The 20,962-nt window shown below is 73.3% G+C and carries 18 protein-coding genes; 14 read left to right on the forward strand and 4 right to left on the reverse strand.

The features are described from left to right. Positions 1-1,238, forward strand: a 1,238-nt coding sequence (locus ACFWJ4_RS35280; RefSeq protein WP_380551742.1) for a RiPP maturation radical SAM C-methyltransferase, incomplete at its 5' end; no start/stop codon positions are given. 267 nt (positions 1,239-1,505) lie between these two features. On the opposite strand, the gene ACFWJ4_RS35285 is transcribed toward ACFWJ4_RS35280, so the two are convergent. Then, positions 1,506-2,987 carry a SulP family inorganic anion transporter gene (locus ACFWJ4_RS35285; RefSeq protein ID WP_380551774.1) on the reverse strand — a complete coding sequence of 494 codons (1,482 nt, stop codon included), beginning with the start codon at positions 2,985-2,987 and terminating at the stop codon, positions 1,506-1,508. 834 nt (positions 2,988-3,821) lie between these two features. Here ACFWJ4_RS35285 and gcl point away from each other — a divergent pair. The 4 genes from gcl to ACFWJ4_RS35305 all read left to right on the forward strand — a co-directional run bounded on the left by gcl (position 3,822) and on the right by ACFWJ4_RS35305 (position 9,050). After that, entirely contained in the window at positions 3,822-5,603 is a 1,782-nt protein-coding gene (gene gcl / locus ACFWJ4_RS35290) for a glyoxylate carboligase (protein WP_380551745.1), read from the forward strand. Between the two features lie 185 nt (positions 5,604-5,788). Further along, positions 5,789-6,277: a glutathione peroxidase gene (locus ACFWJ4_RS35295; RefSeq protein WP_380551748.1), complete on the forward strand. Its 489-nt coding sequence runs from the start codon at positions 5,789-5,791 to the stop codon at positions 6,275-6,277. 158 nt (positions 6,278-6,435) lie between these two features. Beyond that, the gene (locus ACFWJ4_RS35300; RefSeq protein WP_380551776.1) at positions 6,436-7,641 is read left to right on the forward strand and encodes a hypothetical protein; all 1,206 of its coding nucleotides are present in this window, start codon (positions 6,436-6,438) and stop codon (positions 7,639-7,641) included. A 140-nt stretch (positions 7,642-7,781) separates the two neighbouring features. After that, a complete protein-coding gene (locus tag ACFWJ4_RS35305; RefSeq protein ID WP_380551750.1) occupies positions 7,782-9,050 on the forward strand; it encodes a metallophosphoesterase in 1,269 nt (422 codons plus the stop codon). A 108-nt stretch (positions 9,051-9,158) separates the two neighbouring features. Here the strand turns inward: ACFWJ4_RS35305 and ACFWJ4_RS35310 are convergent, their stop codons facing one another. Then, positions 9,159-10,082 carry a LysR family transcriptional regulator gene (locus ACFWJ4_RS35310; RefSeq protein WP_380551753.1) on the reverse strand — a complete coding sequence of 308 codons (924 nt, stop codon included), beginning with the start codon at positions 10,080-10,082 and terminating at the stop codon, positions 9,159-9,161. A 96-nt stretch (positions 10,083-10,178) separates the two neighbouring features. On the opposite strand from ACFWJ4_RS35310, the gene ACFWJ4_RS35315 reads away from it, so the two are divergent. The 6 genes from ACFWJ4_RS35315 to ACFWJ4_RS35340 all read left to right on the forward strand — a co-directional run bounded on the left by ACFWJ4_RS35315 (position 10,179) and on the right by ACFWJ4_RS35340 (position 15,491). Then, entirely contained in the window at positions 10,179-10,883 is a 705-nt protein-coding gene (locus ACFWJ4_RS35315; protein WP_380551756.1) for a succinate dehydrogenase cytochrome b subunit, read from the forward strand. Between the two features lie 26 nt (positions 10,884-10,909). Next, the gene (locus ACFWJ4_RS35320; protein ID WP_380551778.1) at positions 10,910-12,853 is read left to right on the forward strand and encodes a fumarate reductase/succinate dehydrogenase flavoprotein subunit; all 1,944 of its coding nucleotides are present in this window, start codon (positions 10,910-10,912) and stop codon (positions 12,851-12,853) included. Beyond that, the gene (locus ACFWJ4_RS35325) at positions 12,850-13,587 is read left to right on the forward strand and encodes a succinate dehydrogenase/fumarate reductase iron-sulfur subunit (protein ID WP_359913819.1); all 738 of its coding nucleotides are present in this window, start codon (positions 12,850-12,852) and stop codon (positions 13,585-13,587) included. Before ACFWJ4_RS35320 ends, ACFWJ4_RS35325 begins: the two co-directional genes overlap by 4 nt. 396 nt (positions 13,588-13,983) lie before the next feature. Next, positions 13,984-14,289, forward strand: a complete 306-nt coding sequence (locus ACFWJ4_RS35330; RefSeq protein WP_380551759.1) for a hypothetical protein — start codon at positions 13,984-13,986, stop codon at positions 14,287-14,289. Positions 14,290-14,439: 150 nt separating this feature from the next. Then, positions 14,440-15,126, forward strand: a complete 687-nt coding sequence (locus ACFWJ4_RS35335; RefSeq protein WP_380551762.1) for a DUF6232 family protein — start codon at positions 14,440-14,442, stop codon at positions 15,124-15,126. Beyond that, positions 15,123-15,491 carry a hypothetical protein gene (locus tag ACFWJ4_RS35340; RefSeq protein WP_359913826.1) on the forward strand — a complete coding sequence of 123 codons (369 nt, stop codon included), beginning with the start codon at positions 15,123-15,125 and terminating at the stop codon, positions 15,489-15,491. The genes ACFWJ4_RS35335 and ACFWJ4_RS35340 overlap by 4 nt, the downstream gene beginning before the upstream one ends. On the opposite strand, the gene ACFWJ4_RS35345 is transcribed toward ACFWJ4_RS35340, so the two are convergent. Both ACFWJ4_RS35345 and ACFWJ4_RS35350 read right to left on the reverse strand, forming a co-directional pair. Continuing rightward, positions 15,481-16,464 (reverse strand): alpha/beta fold hydrolase, encoded by a 984-nt coding sequence (locus ACFWJ4_RS35345; protein ID WP_380551766.1) that lies wholly within the window; start codon positions 16,462-16,464, stop codon positions 15,481-15,483. The two genes, ACFWJ4_RS35340 and ACFWJ4_RS35345, sit on opposite strands and share 11 nt — an antisense overlap. 109 nt (positions 16,465-16,573) lie before the next feature. Continuing rightward, on the reverse strand, positions 16,574-17,518 hold the full coding sequence (locus ACFWJ4_RS35350) for a DUF2797 domain-containing protein (RefSeq protein WP_380551769.1): 945 nt from the start codon (positions 17,516-17,518) through the stop codon (positions 16,574-16,576). Positions 17,519-17,738: 220 nt separating this feature from the next. On the opposite strand from ACFWJ4_RS35350, the gene ACFWJ4_RS35355 reads away from it, so the two are divergent. The 3 genes from ACFWJ4_RS35355 to ACFWJ4_RS35365 form a co-directional block, all read left to right on the forward strand. Further along, the gene (locus ACFWJ4_RS35355; protein WP_359913833.1) at positions 17,739-18,059 is read left to right on the forward strand and encodes a hypothetical protein; all 321 of its coding nucleotides are present in this window, start codon (positions 17,739-17,741) and stop codon (positions 18,057-18,059) included. A 276-nt stretch (positions 18,060-18,335) separates the two neighbouring features. Continuing rightward, positions 18,336-20,480, forward strand: a complete 2,145-nt coding sequence (locus ACFWJ4_RS35360; RefSeq protein WP_380551772.1) for a restriction endonuclease — start codon at positions 18,336-18,338, stop codon at positions 20,478-20,480. Positions 20,481-20,654: 174 nt separating this feature from the next. Beyond that, positions 20,655-20,962: ATP-binding cassette domain-containing protein (locus ACFWJ4_RS35365; RefSeq protein ID WP_359913838.1), on the forward strand; the 308-nt coding region annotated here is incomplete at its 3' end.

Here is a 20,962-nt window from a genome sequence, read left to right on the forward strand (position 1 = left end):
GCGTCGCCACCCGCGACCCGGACGGCACCGTCCGCTTCGCCGGACGAGCACCACAGATCACCAACCTCGACGTCCTGCCCGAACCCGACTACGACGCCTACTTCACCACCGCCCGGCGACTCGGACTGCCCCGAGTGGTCCGCGGGCAGGTCGTGGGCCTGCCCTTCGAGACGGCGCGGGGCTGCTGGTGGGGAGCCAAGCACCACTGCACCTTCTGCGGACTCAACGGCCTCGGCATGGCCTTCCGCAGCAAATCCCCCGAACGGGCCCTGCGCGGCATCGACGAACTCGCCCGCCGGCACCGCACGTACGCGTTCCTGTCCGTCGACAACATCCTCGACCAGCGCTACATCGGCGAGGTGTTCGGGCCGCTCGCCCGACAGCGCAAGGACTACACGTTCTTCTTCGAGGTCAAGGCGAACCTCTCCCGCGAACAGATCCGAACGCTCGCCCAGGGCGGCGCCCGCATCGTCCAACCAGGGATCGAAAGCCTCAGCACGCGGCTGCTGCACCTCATGCGCAAGGGCACGACCGCCCTCCAGAACGTCTGCTTCCTCAAGTGGGGCCGCTACTACGGCCTCACCGTCACCTGGAACCTGCTGCTCGGCTTCCCCGGCGAACAACCGGAGGACTACCGACGACAGATCGAGGTCATACGGCTCATCCCGCACCTGTGCCCGCCGGGCTACGTCGGCCGGATCCGGCTGGACCGTTTCAGCCCGTACTTCACCGACCCGCAAGCCGTCGACATCCACGCCGTTCGTCCCATCCCCGCCTACGGCGACACCTATCCGGACACCGTCAACCACGACGCCATCGCCTACTTCTTCGCCTACGACGCCCCCACCGCCCTGGACGATCGGGCCTACCGAGAGGTGAAGGAGACCGTCCTAGCCTGGCAACGCCGGTGGGAGGGCTCGTCGGTACCGTCCCTCGTGTACCAGCGGGGCGCCGACCGGCTCGTCGTGACCGACTGCCGGTACGGCACGCCGCCGCGCATCACCTCCCTGCGCGGGCTGGAAGCCCGGGTGTACGAGGCCTGCACCTCGGCGCCCCGTTCGGCATCGGGAGTTCTTCGGCTGCTGCTCGAACAGCGCCCGGAGCCGCCGCATCCGGAGCCGTACGCGACACCGGACGCCGTGCAGCGCATACTCACCGGGCTCACCCAGCAAGGTCTGATGCTGGAGGACGAGGGCCGGTACCTCGGCCTGGCCCTACCGATCAATCCGAACTGGTAGCTCCGCGGCCGCACGCGGGAGCCTCGCCCTCCACAGCCAGTTCCGTGCGATCGCGATCAGGTTCGACAAGTTCGCCGACCGCTACCGAGCAGGAATCGTCCTGGTCTCCCCCACGTCCTCGCCGATCCCCAGCGGGGTCACCGGAAAAGCTGCGATCACGGCTCTGCGCTCCTTGTGCTGGACGACACGGGTCGCCGGCCCGGGCCGACCCGGACCAGCGACCAGCGACCAGCGACCAGCGACCAGGCTAGAGCCTGCCTCCTGACCTCAGGCGACGCTCGGCAGCGGCGGGTCGACCGCCAGCGGCGCGGTGGAGCGGGCCCGGTGCTGGGCGGCCCAGGAGACCAGCGCCACCGTGCAGGCGTGGTCCAGGTGGCGCAGCCCGGACCAGTCCAGCTCCACCGGCCGGTCCGCAGGCAGCCGCTCCAGGGTGTCCAGCAGTCGGGGCAGCCGCAGGAAGGTGGCGTTGCCGCTCAGCCGCACCCGGTGCAGCGCCTCCCCGGTCGGCTGCGGCTGCTCCTCCACCGCGATCTGCAGGTGCGAGGTCTGCCAGGCGGACTTGGCCACCGCCAGGCCGACGCCGATCAGCACCCCCTCGAACAGGTCGGTGGCGATGATCGCGGCCGCCGTCACCACCAGCACCAGCGCCTCGCCCAGGTGCCCGCGGCAGAGTGCGACGATCCGGCGCAGCGGCACCAGCTTGGCGCCGGCGTGCACCAGGACGGCGGCCAGCGCGGTGAGCGGCACCAGCCCGAGCGCGCCGGGCAGCAGTGCGGTGAACAGCAGCAGCCAGCCGCCGTGCAGCACCCGCGAGGCCTTGGTGCGCGCGCCGGCCTGGACGTTGGTGGCGCTGCGCACGATCACGGCGGTCATCGGCAGCGCGCCGAGCAGTCCGCAGACGGTGTTGCCGACGCCCTGGGCGGTGAGTTCGCGGTCGTAATGGGTGCGCGGGCCGTGGTGCATCCGGTCGACGGCGGCGGCGCTGAACAGCGTCTCGGCGGAGGCGATCAGGGTGAAGGCGACGACCGTGCCGAGCCCGGCGGTGCCGGCCAGGGCAGTCAGCGACTCGCGGTCGGGCAGGTGCACCACGTCGAACAGTCCGGCCACCCGGATCCGGGCCACCGGCAGGTCGGCGACCGCGGTGACGGCGGCGGCCAGGCCGACGGCGGCCAGCGGGGCGGGGACGGCCCGGGCGGCGCGCTCCGGCAGGTACTTCCAGCCGACCAGGATCAGCAGGGTGCCGAGGCCGAGGGCGACCGCGCTCGGGTTGGCCGCGGCGGTCAGCACGTCGCCCAGCAGGGCGGGCAGTCCGGCGATCTTCTCCGGCCCGGTGGCGGGGGCGCGGCGGTCGGCGAGCGCGTAGAGCTGGCCGAACACCAGGGTCAGTCCGATGCCGGCCAGCATGCCGTGCACCACCGAGGCGGACATCGCCCGGAACCAGCGGCCGAGCCGCAGGGCGCCCATCGCCAGCTGGAGCAGGCCGGTGGCGAGCACCAGCAGGCCGAGCGCGCCGGCGCCGAAGCGCTGGACGGCGTCGGCGACCAGGACGGTCAGTCCGGCGGCGGGACCGCTGACCTGGAGGCTGCTGCCGGGCAGCAGGCCGGCGACCAGGCCGCCGACGATCCCGGTGACCAGCCCGAGTTCGGCCGGGACGCCGGAGGCGACGGCGACGCCGACGCAGAGCGGGAGGGCGACCAGGAACACCACCAGCGAGGCCGGCAGGTCATGGCGCCAGGGGACGGCGCGCAGGACGGCGGCCGGGGTGCGGGGCCGGCCCGGCGGGCCGTGCTTGCGGAGGCGGCCCGGCGGGCTGTCGCTCCGGTGGGGCGGCGGGTTCACCCGGTCACCACCAGGGACCGGGCAGGGGTGCAGCAGCGCATGGGGACGTTCCTTCCGCGCGCCCGCCGCAGCGGGCGCGCCGTTGCAAGGGCGGGGAGCACGAGGAAGAAGGGGAAGGGACCGCGCCGGGGGCGGCGACAGCGGTACGGCCGCGGGTCCGGGCGGACCAGAGCGCGGCGGCGGGTGTCGGGTCGGTGCGGCCAGGGGGGTGCGTCCCTCGCTCGGGTGCGGCGGACCGGGCACGCTGGTCCTGGACGGGGCCACCGACGGAGTTCCCCCGCTCCGCGGCGCTCCCAACCCCCCCTGCCGCGGCCTCAGTTGGACGTCACGGGCCCGGCGTGCCACCGACGGTACCCAGCGCGGCGGGGCGGGCCAACGACCGGCACCGTCCCTTCACGGCCACTGCACACCGGCTGCGCTTCCCGGCGCGGAGCGTCCGCTTCCCCGGGCACACCAGCGCGACTGCCGTCCGGGCGTGCGAATCCCCGCCGGTCCGGCCGCGCCGCGCCGCCCTGCTCCCGGCCCGTTTCCCGCCCCGCCGACGCTCTACCGCCGACCCGCCGCCGACCCGCCGGCTCCCCACCGCCGACCCCGCCCGAGGCTTCCACATTCTGTTGAACTCCTCTTGACGCCCCGACGGACCCCGCCCTACCGTCTTTCCACATACAGAAACCGTTCTTCCGTATGGTGGAATTCGAGAGATGAGCCCTCCGAGCCACTGCGGGCCGAAGCAGGAGAGATCCGATGCCTCGTATGACAGCCGCCCGCGCGGCCGTGGAGATCCTCAAGCTCGAAGGCGTCGAGGTCGCGTTCGGCGTGCCGGGCGCAGCCATCAACCCGTTCTACGCCGCGCTCAAGGCCTCCGGCGGGATCGGGCACACGCTGGCCCGGCACGTCGAGGGCGCCTCCCACATGGCCGAGGGCTACACCCGCGCCGAGGCCGGCAACATCGGGGTCTGCCTCGGCACCTCCGGACCGGCGGGCACCGACATGATCACCGGCCTGTACTCGGCGATCGCCGACTCCGTCCCGATCCTCTGCATCACCGGCCAGGCGCCCGTCGCCCGGCTGCGCAAGGAGGACTTCCAGGCCGTCGACATCGCCTCCATCGCGCGGCCGGTCACCAAGGCCGCCACCACCGTGCTGGAGGCCGCGCAGGTCCCCGGCGTGTTCCAGCAGGCCTTCCACCTGATGCGCTCCGGCCGGCCCGGCCCGGTCCTGATCGACCTGCCGATCGACGTCCAGCTCACCGAGATCGACTTCGACCCGGAGGCCTACCAGCCGCTGCCGGTCTACAAGCCGGCCGCCAACCGCACCCAGATCGAGAAGGCCGTCGCGCTGCTCCAGCGGTCCGAGCGCCCGCTGATCGTCGCCGGCGGCGGCGTCATCAACGCCGACGCCTGCGAGCTGCTGCTGGAGTTCGCCGAGCTCACCGGCGTCCCGGTGGTCCCGACCCTGATGGGCTGGGGCATCGTCCCGGACGACCACCGGCTGAACGCCGGCATGGTCGGCCTGCAGACCTCGCACCGCTACGGCAACGAGAACTTCCTCGCCTCCGACTTCGTCCTCGGCATCGGCAACCGCTGGGCCAACCGCCACACCGGCGGCCTGGACGTCTACACCGCGGGCCGCACCTTCGTCCACGTCGACATCGAGCCCACCCAGCTCGGCCGGATCTTCGCCCCGGACCTCGGCATCGCCTCCGACGCCAGGGCCGCGCTGGAACTGTTCGTCGAGGTGGCGCGCGAGCTGCGGGCCGCCGGCACCCTCAAGGACCGCGGCGCCTGGGCCGCCTCCACCCAGGAGCGCAAGGCCCTGCTCCAGCGCCGCACCCACTTCGACGACGTGCCGCTCAAGCCGCAGCGCGTGTACGAGGAGATGAACAGGGCCTTCGGCCCGGAGACCCGCTACGTCACCACCATCGGCCTGTCCCAGATCGCCGGCGCGCAGCTGCTGCACGTCTACCGGCCGCGGCACTGGATCAACTGCGGCCAGGCCGGCCCGCTCGGCTGGACCGTCCCGGCCGCGCTGGGCGTCGCCACCGCCGACCCCGGGGGCCAGGTCGTCGCGCTCTCCGGCGACTACGACTTCCAGTTCATGATCGAGGAGCTGGCGGTCGGCGCCCAGCACCGCATCCCGTACGTCCACGTGCTGGTGAACAACTCCTACCTGGGCCTGATCCGCCAGGCGCAGCGCAACTTCGACATCGACTACCAGGTCAACCTGGAGTTCGAGAACGTCAACTCCCCGGAGCTGGGCGTCTACGGCGTCGACCACGTCAAGGTCGTCGAGGGCCTGGGCTGCAAGGCGATCCGGGTCACCGAGCCGCAGGGCCTGCTGCCCGCGTTCGAGGAGGCCAAGAAGCTGGCCGCGGAGTTCCGCGTCCCGGTCGTGGTCGAGGCGATCCTGGAGCGGGTCACCAACATCTCGATGGCCGCTGCCGACATCGACAAGGTCAACGAGTTCGAGGAGACGGCCACCCTCCCGGAGCACGCCCCGACGGCCATCAGGCCGCTGGCGCTCTGAACGCGCGCTCGGCCCGCGGCCGCTCACGCGCACCGGTCGTGGGGGGGCGGACGAGCCGCTCCGTGCGCCCCCACGCGCCCCCGCACCCGGAACACCGGCACGCCGACCGCGGTTGATCAGGTCACGGCCGCTACCGTGGCCCCGGAAGAGGCCCGGCCCGACGACTCCCCGAAAGGACCACTCCCGTGAGCCTGTACGACATCCCGCTGCGCACCCTCGACGGCGCGGCCACCTCGCTGGCCGACCACAAGGGCAAGGCGCTGCTCATCGTCAACGTCGCCTCCCGGTGCGGCCTGACCCCGCAGTACGAGGGCCTGGAGCGGCTCCAGAAGCGGTACGCCGGGCGCGGGTTCACCGTGCTGGGCTTCCCCTGCAACCAGTTCGCCGGGCAGGAGCCGGGCAGCGCCGAGGAGATCCGCACCTTCTGCTCCACCACCTACGGCGTGACCTTCCCGCTGTTCGAGAAGATCGACGTCAACGGCGAGGACCGCCACCCGCTGTACGCCAAGCTCACCGAGGTCGCCGACGCCGACGGCCAGGCCGGGGACGTCTCCTGGAACTTCGAGAAGTTCCTGATCTCCCCGGACGGCACCGTCGTCGCGCGCCTGCGCCCCCCGGTCGACCCGGAGGCGCCGGAGCTGATCACCGCGATCGAGGCCGCACTGCCGGCCTGACCGCGCGCACCACGAAGGCCCGGGGCCCGCAGCCCCGGGCCTTCGCCGTGCGCGCACCCGGGGGCCGCGCCGGCCCTCCTCGGGGTGTTGCGGACATGCTCAACGCGCCCTACCGTGTGTGGCCCCGTTGATCCATTGCACACGGAGGGCTCACCTTGATGTTCCGTCAAGTCAGAACAGCGGCACGAGCACTGCTCGCGGCCGGACTGCTCGTCACCGGCACGATCGCCGGCGCCTCGCCGGCGGCGGCCGCTGCGGCGCCGACGGCCCTGACCGCGTCCGACTACACCCTCACCTCGGACTACCACCAGTACGACACACTCAACTCGGCGCTCGCCACGACGCTGGGGACCTCCGCCGTGCACACGGTGATGGAGAACGCGAACCACGACCGGCAGCCGCTCCCCGCGTCCTTCTCCGTGGCCGGCCTGTCCACCGGCTTCCGGTTCGACGACGGCGACAACTCCGACTGCCAGAGCTTCCCCCAGGGCATCACCACGAGCCGGGACGCCGTGGGGACGGCGAACAGCGGCAACTACGACGGCCACCAGCTCGTGCTGGTGAGCTGGTACACCAAGGACGGCTGCGACGGCGCCCAGCAGCGCAGCCGGATCACCCTGGCCGACTGGGACGCCACCTACCCCAACAAGTACCGCAAGATCCTCCTGGTGGAGCCGACCGGCACCGCGGCCGCGCCGGACTTCAAGGACATCCCGATCCACGCCGGCGGCGTCTCCTGGTACGGCGACCACCTCTACGTCGCCGACACCGGCCGCGGCATGCGCGTCTTCGACATGCGCAAGATCCTCAACACCGACACCGGCGGCACCGCCGACCAGATCGGCCGCCAGTCCGGCTCCGTCTACTACGCCCACAACTACGCGTACGTGCTGCCCCAGATCGGCACGGTCACCGCGCAGGCCGCCACCGGACCCAAACTGGTGTGGTCGTCGATCTCCCTCGACCGGGTCAGCAAGTCGATGGTGATGACGGAGTACACCTGCCAGGCGAACTGCGTCGACTACCCCAACCGCCCGCCGAGGGCCGTCCGCTTCCCCTTCGACTCCGGGGCGACGACGTTCGCCGCGACGACGACCGCCGGCCAGGCCCTCCAACTGCCCTGGTACAACCTCAACGGCGTGGCCTCCCACAACGGCCGCTGGTGGTTCAACTCCTCGGGGCAGAAGAAGCTCTACTACTGGACCCCGACCGCCGGCCCCTCGACCTTCGCCTGGGTGGGCGGCGGCGAGAGCCTCTCGTACTGGGAGGACGCCACCGAGCCCGACCTGCTGTGGTCGCTGCAGGAGACCACGGGCGGACGCAACGTCTTCGCGGTCACCCAGTCCACCTACGGCGGCGGCTGAGTCCCGGGCCCGGTCCGGGGTCCACGGACCGGATGACGAGGGCGCCCCCGGGCGGGTCCGGCCGCAACGGTCTGCCGGATGATGGGGAGCGAGGGCACGGCAGCGGATGTGAGGGCAACGCGGTGACAGCAGGCGAATCCATGGAGTTGGAGTCGGGACACCGGTCGGCGGACCGCGAGGGCCCGGAGACCGTCGTGGCCGCTCCCCGGCCCGCGGCGGGCACGGAGGCCCCGGGCGGGGGTGCGCGGCGCCGGCGTTCCCTGGTCCGGCGGCTGACGGTCCTCGTGCTCGTCCTCGTCCTCCTGTGCCTCCCGCCCTGGTGGACGCTGTTCGCCTCCGGCGCCGAGTGGCCGTTCCCGGTCTTCCTGGCCGGCACGGTCGTCCTCGCCGGCTGGCTGGTCTCCTTCCCCTTCCTGATGGTCGCGGGCCACGGGCGGCGGCGCAGCGACCGGGCCGCCCGCGTCGCGGACACCAGCCTCGGGATGATCTGGGTGCTGTTCACCTGGTCGGTGCTGGGCGGCGCGGTGAACCTGGTGCTCGTCGGGCTCGACGTCGGCGGCACCGACCGGGCCAGGGCGGTGGCCGTGGCCGTCGCCGTGGTCTCGGCCGGGCTGCTGGGCTGGGGGCACCACGAGGCGATGCGGGTGCCCCGGGTGAAGCGGGTGGACGTGCACGTCCCGCGGCTCGGCGCCGGTCTGGACGGGACCCGGGTCGTGGTGCTGGCCGACACCCACTACGGGCCGATCGACCGGGCGGGCTGGTCGGCGCGGGTCACCGAGGCGGTCAACGCGCTCGACGCGGACGTCGTGGTCCACGCCGGCGACATCGCCGACGGCACCCCCGCCCAGCGCCGGGAGCAGTCCGCGCCGCTCGGGACGATCCGGTCGCGGCTGGCCAGGGTCTACGTCACGGGGAACCACGAGTACGGCAGCGAGGCCCAGGGCTGGTTGGACCGGATGGCGGACCTGGGTTGGGAGCCGCTGCACAACCGCCACGTGGTGGTGGAGCGCGGCGGGGACGCCCTCGTGCTCGCCGGCGTGGACGACGTGACCGCGGAGTCCTCCGGCCTGGCCGGACACCGCGCGAACCTGCTCGGCGCACTGGCGGGGGCGGACCCGGCCCTGCCGGTCCTGCTCGTCGCCCACCAGCCCAAGTACGTCCCGCAGGCCGCTGCCGCCGGCATCGACCTGCAGGTCTCCGGGCACACCCACGGCGGCCAGATCTGGCCGTTCAACTTCCTCGTCCGCATCGATCAGCCGGTGGTGCACGGCCTGAGCCGGCACGGCGAGCGGACCCAGCTCTACACCAGCCGCGGCACCGGCTTCTGGGGCCCGCCCTTCCGGGTCTTCGCCCCGAGCGAGATCACCCTGCTCACGCTGCGCTCGGGCGGAACCCCGCCCGCCGCGTAGCGGGCCCGTCGCCCGCCGGATCCGCTGACGGGAGCGCCCCGCCCGCTCCGCGCGGCAGGCCGTCCTCCGGCTACCCGCCCCCGCCCCCGTCCTCCGGCTCGCAACGGCTCACGGCAGCAACAGCCGGGTGCCCGGCGGCAGTTCGCCGTCGCGTGCGGCGTCGCGCAGGTGCGCCAGCAGGGTCTCCCGCAGGGCCTCGGCCGCGCGGGTGGGCGGCACCTCGTGGCCGTGCGCGACGGCGATGGTGCGGCCGAGGCCGGGCCCGGCAAACGCGGTCACCGCGAGGCCGGAGCGGGCGGCCACCATGCCGGGGACGACGGCGGGCCCGAGCCCGGCCCGGACGAAGCCCAGCACCGCGTCCATCTCGCCGCCCTCCACCGCGAACCGCGGCTCGAACCCGGCCGCCCGGCAGGCCGCCAGGGTCGCCTCCCGGACGTCGTAGCCCTCCCGGAACATCACCAGCGGCCGGTCCTTCAGCTCCGTCACCCGGACCTTGCGCCGGGCCCGCCCCTCGGCGGCGACCAGCACCAGTTCCTCGTGCAGCAGTTCGGTGACCGCCAGCGCGGGCTCCTGTTCCCCGCCCGGCCGGGTGATGATCAGCGCGAGGTCCAGCTCCCCCGCCGCCAGCCAGCCGACCAGGTCGCGCGAGCCGCCCTCCCGGACCACCAGCGTCACCCCCGGGTAGCGGTCCCGGAAGACCCGCAGCACGTCCGGCACCAGGCTGGTGCACAGGCTCGGCGGCGCGCCCAGCCGGACCCGGCCGCGGCGCAGCTGGACCGTCTCCTGCACGGCCAGCCGGGCGCTCTCGGTGTCCGCGAGGATGCGCCGGGCCAGCGGCAGCAGGGCGTCCCCGGCGTCGGTCAGCGCGATGTTGCCCCGGGTGCGGTGGAACAGTTCGGCGCCCAACTCCCGCTCCAGCGAACGGATCTGCTGCGAGAGCGAGGGCTGGGCGACGTGCGCCGCCTCGGCGGCCCGGGTGAAATGCCGGGTCTCGGCGACGGCCAGGAAGTAGCGGAGTTGCTGGAGCTGCACAGGGCCAGGATAGGCCGCATCGATAGTCGGTGCCTATCGTCACGAGCCGCATCATGTCTTGGACGCACCCGACCCGCCGTCCCTACCGTTGCAGCCATGACAACCGCGACTCGGACGGCCCGGCACCCGTCCACCCTGGCGACCCTGTGGCGGTCGACCGTCGGCAAGAAGGCGGTCATGGCCGTCACCGGACTGGCCATGCTGCTGTACCTGGTCGCACACATGCTGGGGAACCTCAAGGTGTTCTTCGGCCCGGACGACATCAACGGCTACGCGGCCTGGCTGCGCACCATCGGGCAGCCCTTCCTGGGCCACGAGTGGTTCCTGTGGATCGCCCGGGCCGGTCTGCTGGGCGCCGTGGTGCTGCACGGCGTCTCCGCGTACCAGCTCAGCCGCCGCGACCTCGCGGCCCGCCCGAGCCGGTACGTGCACAAGCGCCGCCGGGCGAGCTACGCGACGAGGACCATGCGCTGGGGCGGGGTGATCCTGGCGCTGTTCATCGTCTGGCACGTCCTGGACCTCACCACGCTGACCGTGAACCCGGCCGCCGAGCACGGCCACCCGTACCAGAACATCGTGGCCTCCTTCGGCCGCTGGTACGTCGACGTGTTCTACGTCGTCGCGATGCTGGCCGTCGGCCTGCACATCCGGCACGGGTTCTGGAGCGCCGCACAGACCCTCGGCGCCAACAACGCCCGCCGCGACCGGGCGCTCAAGCTGATCGCGAACGGCCTGGCCCTGGTGCTGACGGCCGGGTTCCTGTCCGTCCCCGTGGCCGTGATGACCGGAGTCGTGAAGTGAGCAGTGGTGAAGTGAGCAGTGCTGACATGAGCTACCTGGAGTACATCCTCGGCGAGCCGGTCGCCGACACCAGGGCCCCCGCCGGCCCGATCGAACAGCGCTGGGACCAGCGGAGGTTCGACGCCAAGCTGGTCAACCCGGCCAACCGGCGCAAGCACACCGTGATCGTGGTCGGCACCGGCCTGGCCGGCGGCGCGGCCGGCGCCACCCTGGCCGAACAGGGCTACCACGTCGTCCAGTTCTGCTTCCAGGACTCCCCCAGGCGCGCCCACTCGATCGCCGCCCAGGGCGGCATCAACGCGGCCAAGAACTACCGCAACGACGGCGACTCGATCCGCCGGCTGTTCTACGACACCGTCAAGGGCGGCGACTTCCGCGCCCGCGAGTCCAACGTGCACCGGCTGGCCCAGGTGTCGGTGGAGATCATCGACCAGTGCGTGGCCCAGGGCGTGCCCTTCGCCCGCGAGTACGGCGGCCTGCTCGACACCCGGTCCTTCGGCGGCGTGCAGGTCTCCCGGACCTTCTACGCCCGCGGCCAGACCGGCCAGCAGCTGCTGCTCGGCGCCTACCAGGCCCTCTCCCGGCAGATCGCCGCCGGGAACGTGGAACTGCACCCGCGCACCGAGATGCTCGACCTGCTGGTGGTCGACGGCCGAGCCCGCGGCATCGTCGCCCGCGACCTCGTCACCGGCGAGATCCGCAGCTACACCGCGGACGCCGTGGTGCTCGCCAGCGGCGGCTACGGCAACGTGTTCTACCTCTCCACCAACGCCAAGAACTCCAACACCACCGCGATCTGGCGGGCGCACCGGCGCGGCGCGTACTTCGCCAACCCGTGCTTCACCCAGATCCACCCGACCTGCATCCCGCGCTCCGGCGACCACCAGTCCAAGCTCACCCTGATGAGCGAGTCGCTGCGCAACGACGGCCGGATCTGGGTGCCCAAGGCGCAGGGCGACACCCGGCCGCCGGCCGAGATCCCCGAGGAGGAGCGGGACTACTACCTGGAGCGGATCTACCCGTCGTTCGGCAACCTGGTGCCCCGCGACATCGCCTCCCGGGCCGCCAAGAACGTCTGCGACGAGGGCCGCGGCGTCGGCCCCGGCGGCCAGGGCGTCTACCTGGACTTCGCCGACGCGATCCGCCGGATGGGCCGGGACGCCGTCGAGGCCAGGTACGGCAACCTCTTCGAGATGTACGAGCGGATCACCGCCGAGGACCCGTACCGGGTGCCGATGCGGATCTACCCGGCGATCCACTACACGATGGGCGGGCTCTGGGTCGACTACGACCTGCAGACCACCGTTCCCGGCCTGTTCGCGATCGGGGAGGCCAACTTCTCCGACCACGGCGCCAACCGGCTCGGCGCCAGCGCCCTGATGCAGGGCCTGGCCGACGGCTACTTCGTACTGCCGCCGACCATCAACGACTATCTGGCCCGCCACCCGCTGCCGGCCGTACCCGCCGACCACCCGGTGCTCGCCGAGGTGGAGGCCGAGGTCGAGGACCGACTCAACCTGATCCTCGCGGTGGACGGCGACCGCACCCCGGACTCCTTCCACCGCGAACTCGGCGAACTGCTCTGGAACGAGTGCGGGATGGCCCGCGACGAGGCCGGACTGCGGCGGGCGCTGGAGCGGATCCCGCGGCTGCGCGAGGAGTTCTGGCGCCGGATCAAGGTGCCCGGCACCGGGCAGGAGCTCAACCAGTCGCTGGAGAAGGCCAACCGGCTCGTCGACTACTTCGAACTGGCCGAACTGATGTGCCTGGACGCACTGCACCGCGCCGAATCCTGCGGCGGCCACTTCCGCACCGAGAGCCAGACCCCCGACGGCGAGGCCGCCCGCCGCGACGAGGACTTCTCCTACGCCGCCGCCTGGGAGTTCACCGGCACCGGCGCGGCACCCGTCCTCCACCGCGAGGAACTCGACTTCGAGCACGTCCACCCCACCCAGCGGAGCTACGCGTGAACCTCACCCTGCGCATCTGGCGCCAGGCCGGCCCGGACGCACCCGGCTCGATGACCACCTACCAGGTCAGCGGGATCAGCCCGGACATGTCCTTCCTGGAGATGCTGGACACCCTCAACGAAGAACTGATCACCCGCGGCGACCAGCCGGTCGCCTTCGACCACGACTGCCGCGAGGGCATCTGCGGCGCCTGCGGCATGGTCATCAACGGCCGGGCGCACGGCCCCGAGCGCACCACCACCTGCCAGTTGCACATGCGGCACTTCCAGGACGGCGACACCATCGACGTCGAGCCCTGGCGGGCGGCGGCCTTCCCGGTGGTCAAGGACCTGGTGGTGGACCGCTCGGCCTTCGACCGGATCATCGGCTCCGGCGGCTACATCACCGCCCCCACCGGCAGCGCCCCCGAGGCGCACGCCACACCCGTCCCCAAGGAGGTCGCCGACACCGCCTTCGAGCACGCCGAGTGCATCGGCTGCGGCGCCTGTGTGGCGGCCTGCCCGAACGGCTCGGCGATGCTCTTCACCTCCGCCAAGGTGGTGCACCTCAACGTGCTGCCGCAGGGCGCGCCGGAACGGGCCGCCCGGGTGCGGAACATGGTCTCGGCCATGGACGCCGAGGGCTTCGGCGGCTGCACCAACACCGGCGAGTGCGCCACCGCCTGCCCCAAGGGAATTCCGCTGCCCAGCATCGCGGCGATGAACCGGGAGTTCCTGCGGGCCGCCCGCGGCTGACGACTCCCCTCCTGCGGTCGGCCCCTGTTCTGGGGCCTGTCCTCGAACCCCCGTCGTCGCCCCGCAGACGGGAGTTCGAGGACAGGCACCCATGCTCAGGCGGGGGCCGACATGTGTTTGCGGCGGGGCGTGCGGCGGGGGTTCGCGCTACCCGTACGGGTGGCGGATCCCGGCGGGCGGTGCTTCCTGACGGAGAATCGCGCTACGGTGGTGCTCCGCCACGGAAGGACGGCATATGCCCGAGGTTCAGTCCTGTTCCGGTTGCGGCGGGTCCGGGGGGACCCAGAAGACCGAGGCAACGGTCGAACTGGACGAGGAAGGAAGCATGGTGCCCAGCGTCCACACGTTCTGGTCGCCCTGCGGTCGGTGCCACGGATCCGGGACGGTGATCGTCGGATGAGGTTCGTCTTCGAGTGCGTCGAGTGCGGTGGGCACTACCTGCCGCCCGAGGAGATGGTGTACCCGGACGGGCCGGCCTCGCCGGTCTGGTGCACCACCTGCCAGAGCGCCAAGCACGCGGCCGGTGTGCGGGAGGACCCGCTGCTCGCCCGGGTCGCACTGGCCGCCGCCCGGGCCGCGCTGGCCGGGCGGGCCGCGGAGGCGGCCGAGCAGCCGGCCCGCGCCGACGTCCGCCCGTCCCGCCCGCCGCTGTCCCGCCGGGCCCGCTCCGGCCCGGGCGTGCTGCGCGGCAAGCTGAGCTGACGGCCCGCGGCCGGCGGGGTCGGGGGCGTCCCGGCGCCCGCCGGGGCATACGAACCGACGATATGTCAGTTACCTGGCACGACAATGAACTTGTGCAGACCCGGAGCGTGCTGGCACATTGTCCTCCCCTGCACGACAGTCTTGGGGGACATGGCCATGCAGCCGACCGATCCTGCCGATTCGACCCGGGCCGGCCAGACCGGCTCCTTCCCGTTCGTTCCGCCGCCGCCCGGCGGGCCGCCGACACCGGCCCCGTTCGGGCCGCCACCGCCCGCCGCACCGCCGCCGGCCTTCGCGAGCGGTTCCACCGGTGCCCCGACCACCACCCGGATCGCGGTCACCAACCGCATCCTCTGGATCGGGCAGGCGGCGTACCCGCTTGCCAACGTGGCCAGGGTCGGCACCTCCCTGATCGTGCCCGGCCGGCGCCGCGCGCTCCTGCGGCTGCTCGCCTTCGCCCTGGTCGTCTTCCTGCCCGTGTTCGTGATCTCGCAGGCCACCGGCGACTCGTCCTCGGACTCCGGGTCCGGCGGGATGGTCGTCGGCGCGTTGATCCTCGTGGCGATCTACTTCCTGATCTTCACCTGGCCGGTGCTGCGCCGGCCCGACCTGTACGTGCTGGCCGTGGACACGGCGGGCCCGCCGACCGCGGTGCTGGCCTGGCTCACCGCGCAGCCGGCTTTCGAGCTGCAGGCCGTCATCACCCGCGCGATCGAGAACCCGCAGGCCGAGTTCCAGCAGGTCGTCCAGAGCATCAGCGTGGACCTGCGGCAGTACCAGTTCGGCGACAGCGTCAACATCTACGGCGGCCAGGGAAACACGGGAGTCAGCAAGTGAACGACAACGAGCGCCCGAACGTCCAGTACGGCGACCGGGTCACCATCCACGGCGGCAGCAACAACGTCGGCATCCAGCACAACAACGGCCCGGCCGCCGACCAGGCCCTGCCGCCGGAGGTCGCCGCGCTGTTCGCCCGGCTCGCCGCCGTGGTCACCGAGCTGGCGCGGGACGGCCGGCTCCACGAGGCGGACCGGCAGAGCCTCGCCGAGGCCCTGCCGGTGCTGACCAGCCCCGCCGCCGAGGAGCCGGGCCGCCGGCGCAACACCCTGCTGCTGCTGGCCGGCCTGGCCCAGAGCGTCGGCGAGGCGGCCGCCCCGGCGCTGGGACTCGCGAACCAGCTCCTGGCCCTGATCAGCGGCTGACCGACCGGCCGGCGCCCGCTCGCGGGCGCCGGCCTACGCCGCGCCCCTCGTCTCCGTCTCCGTCTCCGTGAGGAAGCGCTGCACCAGGTCGCCGACGGCGTCCGGGGCGTCCTCGGGGCTTGTAGTGGCCGACGCCGGGCAGTTCGACGATCCGGCCACGGGGGAACGCCTCGGCGAACAGCGGCAGGAAGTGCCGGGCGGCGAGGGTCCGGTCGACCGTGCCCCACAGGGCGAGCGCGGGCAGGGCGGCGAGCGCCGCGCGGGCCTCGCCGCTCGGAGTCTCGAAGGTGTGCGCCCCGGTCGCGAAGCCCTCCGCCCAGCCGATCGCGCCCGCGGCCTCCGCGCGGGAGGGGAAGGCCGCGCCGTAGGCGGCCAGCCAGGTGCCCGTGATCAGGGCGTTGCTCTGGAAGCCGTTGAGCTTCAGGATGCCGAGGATCGTGTGGCCGAGTTCTCCGAGGACGGCGGCCAGGCTGCCGTCGGCGTGCGCCCGGGCGATCCAGCCGAACCACGGGGACTCGGCCGCGTTGGCGGCGAGCGCCGCGCCGAGGCCGGGCTGGCCGAAGGGCGTGGGCCCGTTGACGCTCACCACCCGGGCGATCGGATCGGGACGGCGGGCGGCCAGGCCCATGCCGACCGGTCCGCCGAAGTCGTGGAGGACCAGGGTGAGTTGGCGCAGGCCGAGGTCCAGGACCAGCGCCTCCAGGTTGTCGACGTGGTCCTGCAGCCGGTAGCCGAGCCCGACCGGGGTGGCGCTCTTGCCGAAGCCCATGTGGTCGGGGACGATCACCCGGTGGGTCGGGGCCAGGCGGCGGATCAGGTCCCGGAAGAGGTAGCCCCAGGTGGGTTCGCCGTGCAGGCAGAGCACGACGGGGCCGGCGCCCTCGTCCACGTAGTGCAGGGGGAAGCCGGGGGCCGTGCTGAAGTGCGGTCGGTACGGGAAGGTGCCGTCGAAGGTCTCGTGGGCAGCGATCATGGTTTGGACCCGCTCCAAAGTGGTGGCAAATTAAAACCGCAAGGCCGAGGCCGGGCCCTTGCGGTTTTATTACGCAACCACGCTGGTCGGGGCGGTTCCGCGAACGCTCTCAGAACAGCGCCTCCTGGGTGTCCGGCTCCGGCGGACGCAGTCGCTCGCGCAGGGTCAGGCCCGTGGAACCGCGGCCGGTGACCGGGCCGAGCGTCCAGCCGGTGAGCAGCCGGGTGTCCAGCAGCAGCGGGCCGGAGCCGTCCGCCTGGTCGAGGAAGAGGTGCCGGCCCACCGGCGGCCGGAGCCGGCCCGCGACGACCGCGCCGTCGGCCAGCCCGACGATCTCCCGGTACGCCTCCGGGGCGCCGCCGGCCAGGCCGTAGCGCTCGACGTGGTCGACCACCGGGCGGGCGGCGAGCAGCTCCACGGCATGGCCGTCCAACAGCCGGTGCGCCCGGGCGCGGGCCTCGGCGAGCACCGTACGGCGGTACGGGGCGTCCCCGTGCGACCACCAGTGCTCGGTCTTGAGCCGGGACTTGTACCGCTCGCGGGCCAGGCCCGAGGCCGCGACGGTGAGTTCGGCGCGCCGGACCGCCGGCAGGGCGCCGCGGGCGGCGAACGCGTAGGCCAGCGCGCCCTGTTCGAGCAGCCGGCTGTCGCCGCGCTGCTCGGCGGTGAGGCCGACCTTGAGCAGGCCCTCGCCGAACCAGGCGAGGTAGAGCAGGTAGGTGCGGCCGTCGTCGAGGATCTGGTCCCGGGCGAGGGCGAGGCCGCGGTCCACGCTCTGGCACGCCGGGCACTGGGTCGCCCCGCCGGCCGGATCGATCACCGCGTGGTGCGGGCAGGGCGTGCGCTCCGCCGCCCCCGCCAGCCAGGCCCCGACGCAGCGGCGCGGGCCGCCCAGCAGCCAGCCGACCTCCGCCCCCGGCGCCACCTCGCGCTCGTGCACCCGGGCGCCGCACGCGGCCCCGAGCAGGGCGCGGCCGTCCTGCCAGCTCAGGCCGGTGGAGATCCAGCCGCCGGGGCGACCCCGGGGCTCCGGGTGCTGCGGGGGGATCGTCACGTCTCTCCTTGCCGTCGGTAGCCGTCGAGACTACCCGGTGCCACCGACAGGCCGGCCGCTCCCGCGGAGCCTCCGGGCCCTGGTGGGCGGGCGGCGGCCGGACCTCCGCTCGAACCCCGCTCGACGAGCCCTCGGGTCGACGTGACCCCGTCAAAACGCACGGCTAGCGTCCTCGTCAGTGAATCCCTCACAAACGATCCCCCTCGGGAAGGGAACAGCCATGCGCATTCTCCAGCGTGCCGCCGCCACCACCGGCGCTCTCGCCCTCGCCGCCTCGGGCCTGCTCCTGGCCGCCGGCCCGGCCTCGGCCACCACGACCGCGTTGAGCTGCAACGCGCCGTCCTACTTCACCGGCAGCGGCGGCCACGCGGGCGCCTCGATCCGCTGCGTCGGCTCGGCCTTCACCGGCCGGATCGTCTGTTACAAGCCGGGCTACGGCAACTACACCCACTACGGCAACCGCGCCGAGTCCGGCGGCACCTCGACCACCTGGTGCGACCTCGGGGCGACCATCCAGAAGGCCGACGCCGTCTCCTCCTGACCCTGCGACAGCACGGCGCGGGAAACCGCGGGCCTGTCCGGCGACACACCGCCGGACAGGCCCGCGTCGGTTTTCCACCGCCTCGGCCGCCACACCCTCCGGCGCCGTCGCCCCGCCCGAAAGCCCCGCAGGTCACCGGCGCTTGGCCCGGCGGGGTGTTCACGTTCTATTGTTGCGGGCGCGGTCGGCGGCGCAGCCGGGAGGCGGTGCCGCGGCGGCCGGTCGGCGCGAGGCGAATGGGGTGGACGGACGGTGTCGGGGCGGCGGAGCAGCGGGGTGCTGGCGATCTGGGCGGAGGCGCAGCGACAGCAGCAGCGCCGGGAGGAGGCCCGGTGGCGCGCCGAGGCGGCGGAACTGCGCCGCCGGGAGCGGGAGCAGCGCGAGACGCAGAAGGCGGCGGCCCGCGACGAGCGCGAGGCGCTGCGCGCCCACCAGCAGTCACGGGAGGCGGAGGTGGCCCGGCGGACGGCCGAACTGGACGCCCGGGTGGAGGAGTTGAGGGGACTGCTGGCCGCCGGGCTGGCCGCGCCGGCCTTCGGCCCGCAGGCCCTGCTGGCGGCGCCGGCGGTGCCGCCGTTCGATCCGGGTCCGCTGGGCACGCCGGTGCCGATGCCGGACCAGTCCTCGGCCCGGTACTTCGTGCCGCCGCCGGACCCGGTCCAGGCCCGCAACCCGGGGGTGCGGCAGCAGTACGAGCAGTACCTGGCGCAGGCCCGGGCCCGGTTCGAGCAGGACTGGTACGCCGCCCAGGCCCGGGAGGCGGACCGGCAGCAGCGGCTGGCCGGGTACCACCAGGAGTACCTGGCCTGGGCCGAGCAGTCCCGCCGGCAGCAGGAGGAGCTGGCCGCGCGGACCGAGGAGTTGCTGCGCCGGCTGCGGGCGGGTGAACCGGAGGCGGTGCAGGAGTACTTCACCGCGGGCCTGTACGCCTCGGCGGCCTGGCCGGAGGGCTTCCCGCACCGGCTGGTGGCGGCGTTCGACGCCGGGAGCCGCCAGCTGGTGGTGGACTGGGAGCTGCCCGGGCCGGACGTGGTGCCGGCCGCCGCCCGGGTGCGGTACGTGAAGTCGGACGACCGCGAGGCCGAGGTGGCCCGCCCGGCGACGGAGCGCAAGGCGTTGTACCGGCAGGTGCTGGCGCAGTCGGCGCTGCGGGTGGCGGCGGAGCTGTTCCGGGCGGACCGGGACGGGCTGCTGGACTCGGTGGTGCTGAACGGCTTCGTCCTCGGCATCGACCCGGCGACCGGCCGGGAGGCCGAGCGCTTCCTGTCCACCCTGACCGCGACCCGGGCCGGCTTCGCCGGACTGGCACTGGACCGGGTGGATCCGCTGGAGTGCTTCCAGAGCCTGGGCGGCCGGCTGTCGGCGCGCCCGGAGCGGCTGGACGAGGTGCGCCCGGACCGGCGGCCGGAGAGCGTCGGCGGGAGCCTGGCCGGGCACGGCGGCGAGGACGAGCCGGACCTGTTCGAGATGGACCCGCTGGAGTTCGAGGACCTGATCGCCGAGCTGTTCCGGCTGCGCGGCTTCCGGGTGATGACCACGGCCCGCAGCGGCGATGTCGGGGTGGACGTGGTGGCGGAGGACCTGGACCCGGTGACCGGCGGCAAGATCGTGATCCAGGCGAAGCGCTACAAGAAGACCGTCCCGCCGACGGCGGTGCGCGACCTGGAGTCCACCGTCCGCCACCACGGCGCGAACAAGGGCATCCTGGTCACCACCGCGGGCTTCGGCCGCGGCTCGTACAGCTACATCGAGGGCAAGCCGCTGACGCTGGTGAGCGGTCCGGAGCTGGTCGTCCTGCTCGCCGAGCAGGGTCTGCGCGGCCGGCTCGGCGGCGGGTCCGGAGATGCCGGGGCCGCTGCTGCCAACGCCACCACCGCCGCCGCGAACGGCGGTCCCGAGGGGGCGGGCGAGACCGCCCTCACGGTGAGCTGGCAGAGCCGGACGGCCGGCGGGGACGCGGTGGAGCTGGACGTCACCGCCTTCCTGTGCGCGGGCGGCCGGGTGCTGAGCGACGAGCACTTCGTGTTCTTCAACAGCCCGCAGGACCCGGACGGTTCCGTCCGGCTGCATCCGACCCGCTCGGTGCCGGGCGAGCCGACCCGGGCGGCCCGGCTGGCGCTGGACCTGCACCGGCTGCCGGCCGCCGTCGAGGAGGTGGTGGTCGCCGTGTCCACCGAGGAGGAGGAGCACCCGGCGCTGCCGCTCGGCTACGTGCACGGGCTGGCCCTCGCCGCCGCGTACGGGCCGGGCGCGGGCGGTCCGGACGCCTGGGCGGGACCGACCGGCGGGGTGCCGGACACCGCGATGCTGCTCGGGGCGTTCCGCCGGGGCGCCGGCGGCTGGGAGTTCAGCCCGTCCGGGCGGGCGGTGACGAACGGTCTGGCCGGGCTGGCGGCGGCCTTCGGCGTGGCGGTCGAGTAGCCGGCCGGGACCAGATCCCTCAGGGGACGGCGTCATACCTGAGGAGGAGATCGCCCCCGCCACCCCGCCGGGTGGGCGGGGGCCGACCGTCCGCGCGGCATACACATCGCGTTCGAACAGCTTGGGATGATGTTACGGAGTTAAACATTCCGTTAATCCGTTCGAGGAGTCCACGTGACGTTCCCCGCAACCGCCGTCCACACCGGGCGGGCGGCCGCCCGAGCCACCAGCCTGAACAAGGTCTACGGGGAGGGGGAGACCCGCGTCGTCGCCCTCGACAACGTCAGCGTCACCTTCCCCCAGGGCGAGTTCACCGCCATCATGGGCCCGTCCGGCTCCGGCAAGTCCACCCTCATGCACTGCATGGCGGGCCTCGACACCGTCACGTCCGGCTCCTCCACCATCGGCGACACCGAGCTCGTCGGCCTCAAGGACAAGCAGCTCACCCAGCTGCGCCGCGACCACATCGGCTTCATCTTCCA

Origin of the sequence: Kitasatospora sp. NPDC127067 (assembly GCF_042724755.1) — a bacterium.
GTDB lineage: Bacteria > Actinomycetota > Actinomycetes > Streptomycetales > Streptomycetaceae > Kitasatospora > Kitasatospora lactacystinica.

What these genes read in the sequence shown, in the direction of transcription:
- ACFWJ4_RS35345 (WP_380551766.1), bottom strand. Translation starts at nt 16,464, where the DNA reads ATGATCGCTGCCCACGAGACCTTCGACGGCACCTTCCCGTACCGACCG.
- ACFWJ4_RS35355 (WP_359913833.1), top strand. Translation starts at nt 17,739, where the DNA reads ATGCGCATTCTCCAGCGTGCCGCCGCCACCACCGGCGCTCTCGCCCTC.
- gcl (WP_380551745.1), top strand. Translation starts at nt 3,822, where the DNA reads ATGCCTCGTATGACAGCCGCCCGCGCGGCCGTGGAGATCCTCAAGCTC.
- ACFWJ4_RS35315 (WP_380551756.1), top strand. Translation starts at nt 10,179, where the DNA reads ATGACAACCGCGACTCGGACGGCCCGGCACCCGTCCACCCTGGCGACC.
- ACFWJ4_RS35335 (WP_380551762.1), top strand. Translation starts at nt 14,440, where the DNA reads ATGGCCATGCAGCCGACCGATCCTGCCGATTCGACCCGGGCCGGCCAG.
- ACFWJ4_RS35300 (WP_380551776.1), top strand. Translation starts at nt 6,436, where the DNA reads ATGTTCCGTCAAGTCAGAACAGCGGCACGAGCACTGCTCGCGGCCGGA.
- ACFWJ4_RS35305 (WP_380551750.1), top strand. Translation starts at nt 7,782, where the DNA reads ATGGAGTTGGAGTCGGGACACCGGTCGGCGGACCGCGAGGGCCCGGAG.
- ACFWJ4_RS35330 (WP_380551759.1), top strand. Translation starts at nt 13,984, where the DNA reads ATGAGGTTCGTCTTCGAGTGCGTCGAGTGCGGTGGGCACTACCTGCCG.
- ACFWJ4_RS35320 (WP_380551778.1), top strand. Translation starts at nt 10,910, where the DNA reads ATGAGCTACCTGGAGTACATCCTCGGCGAGCCGGTCGCCGACACCAGG.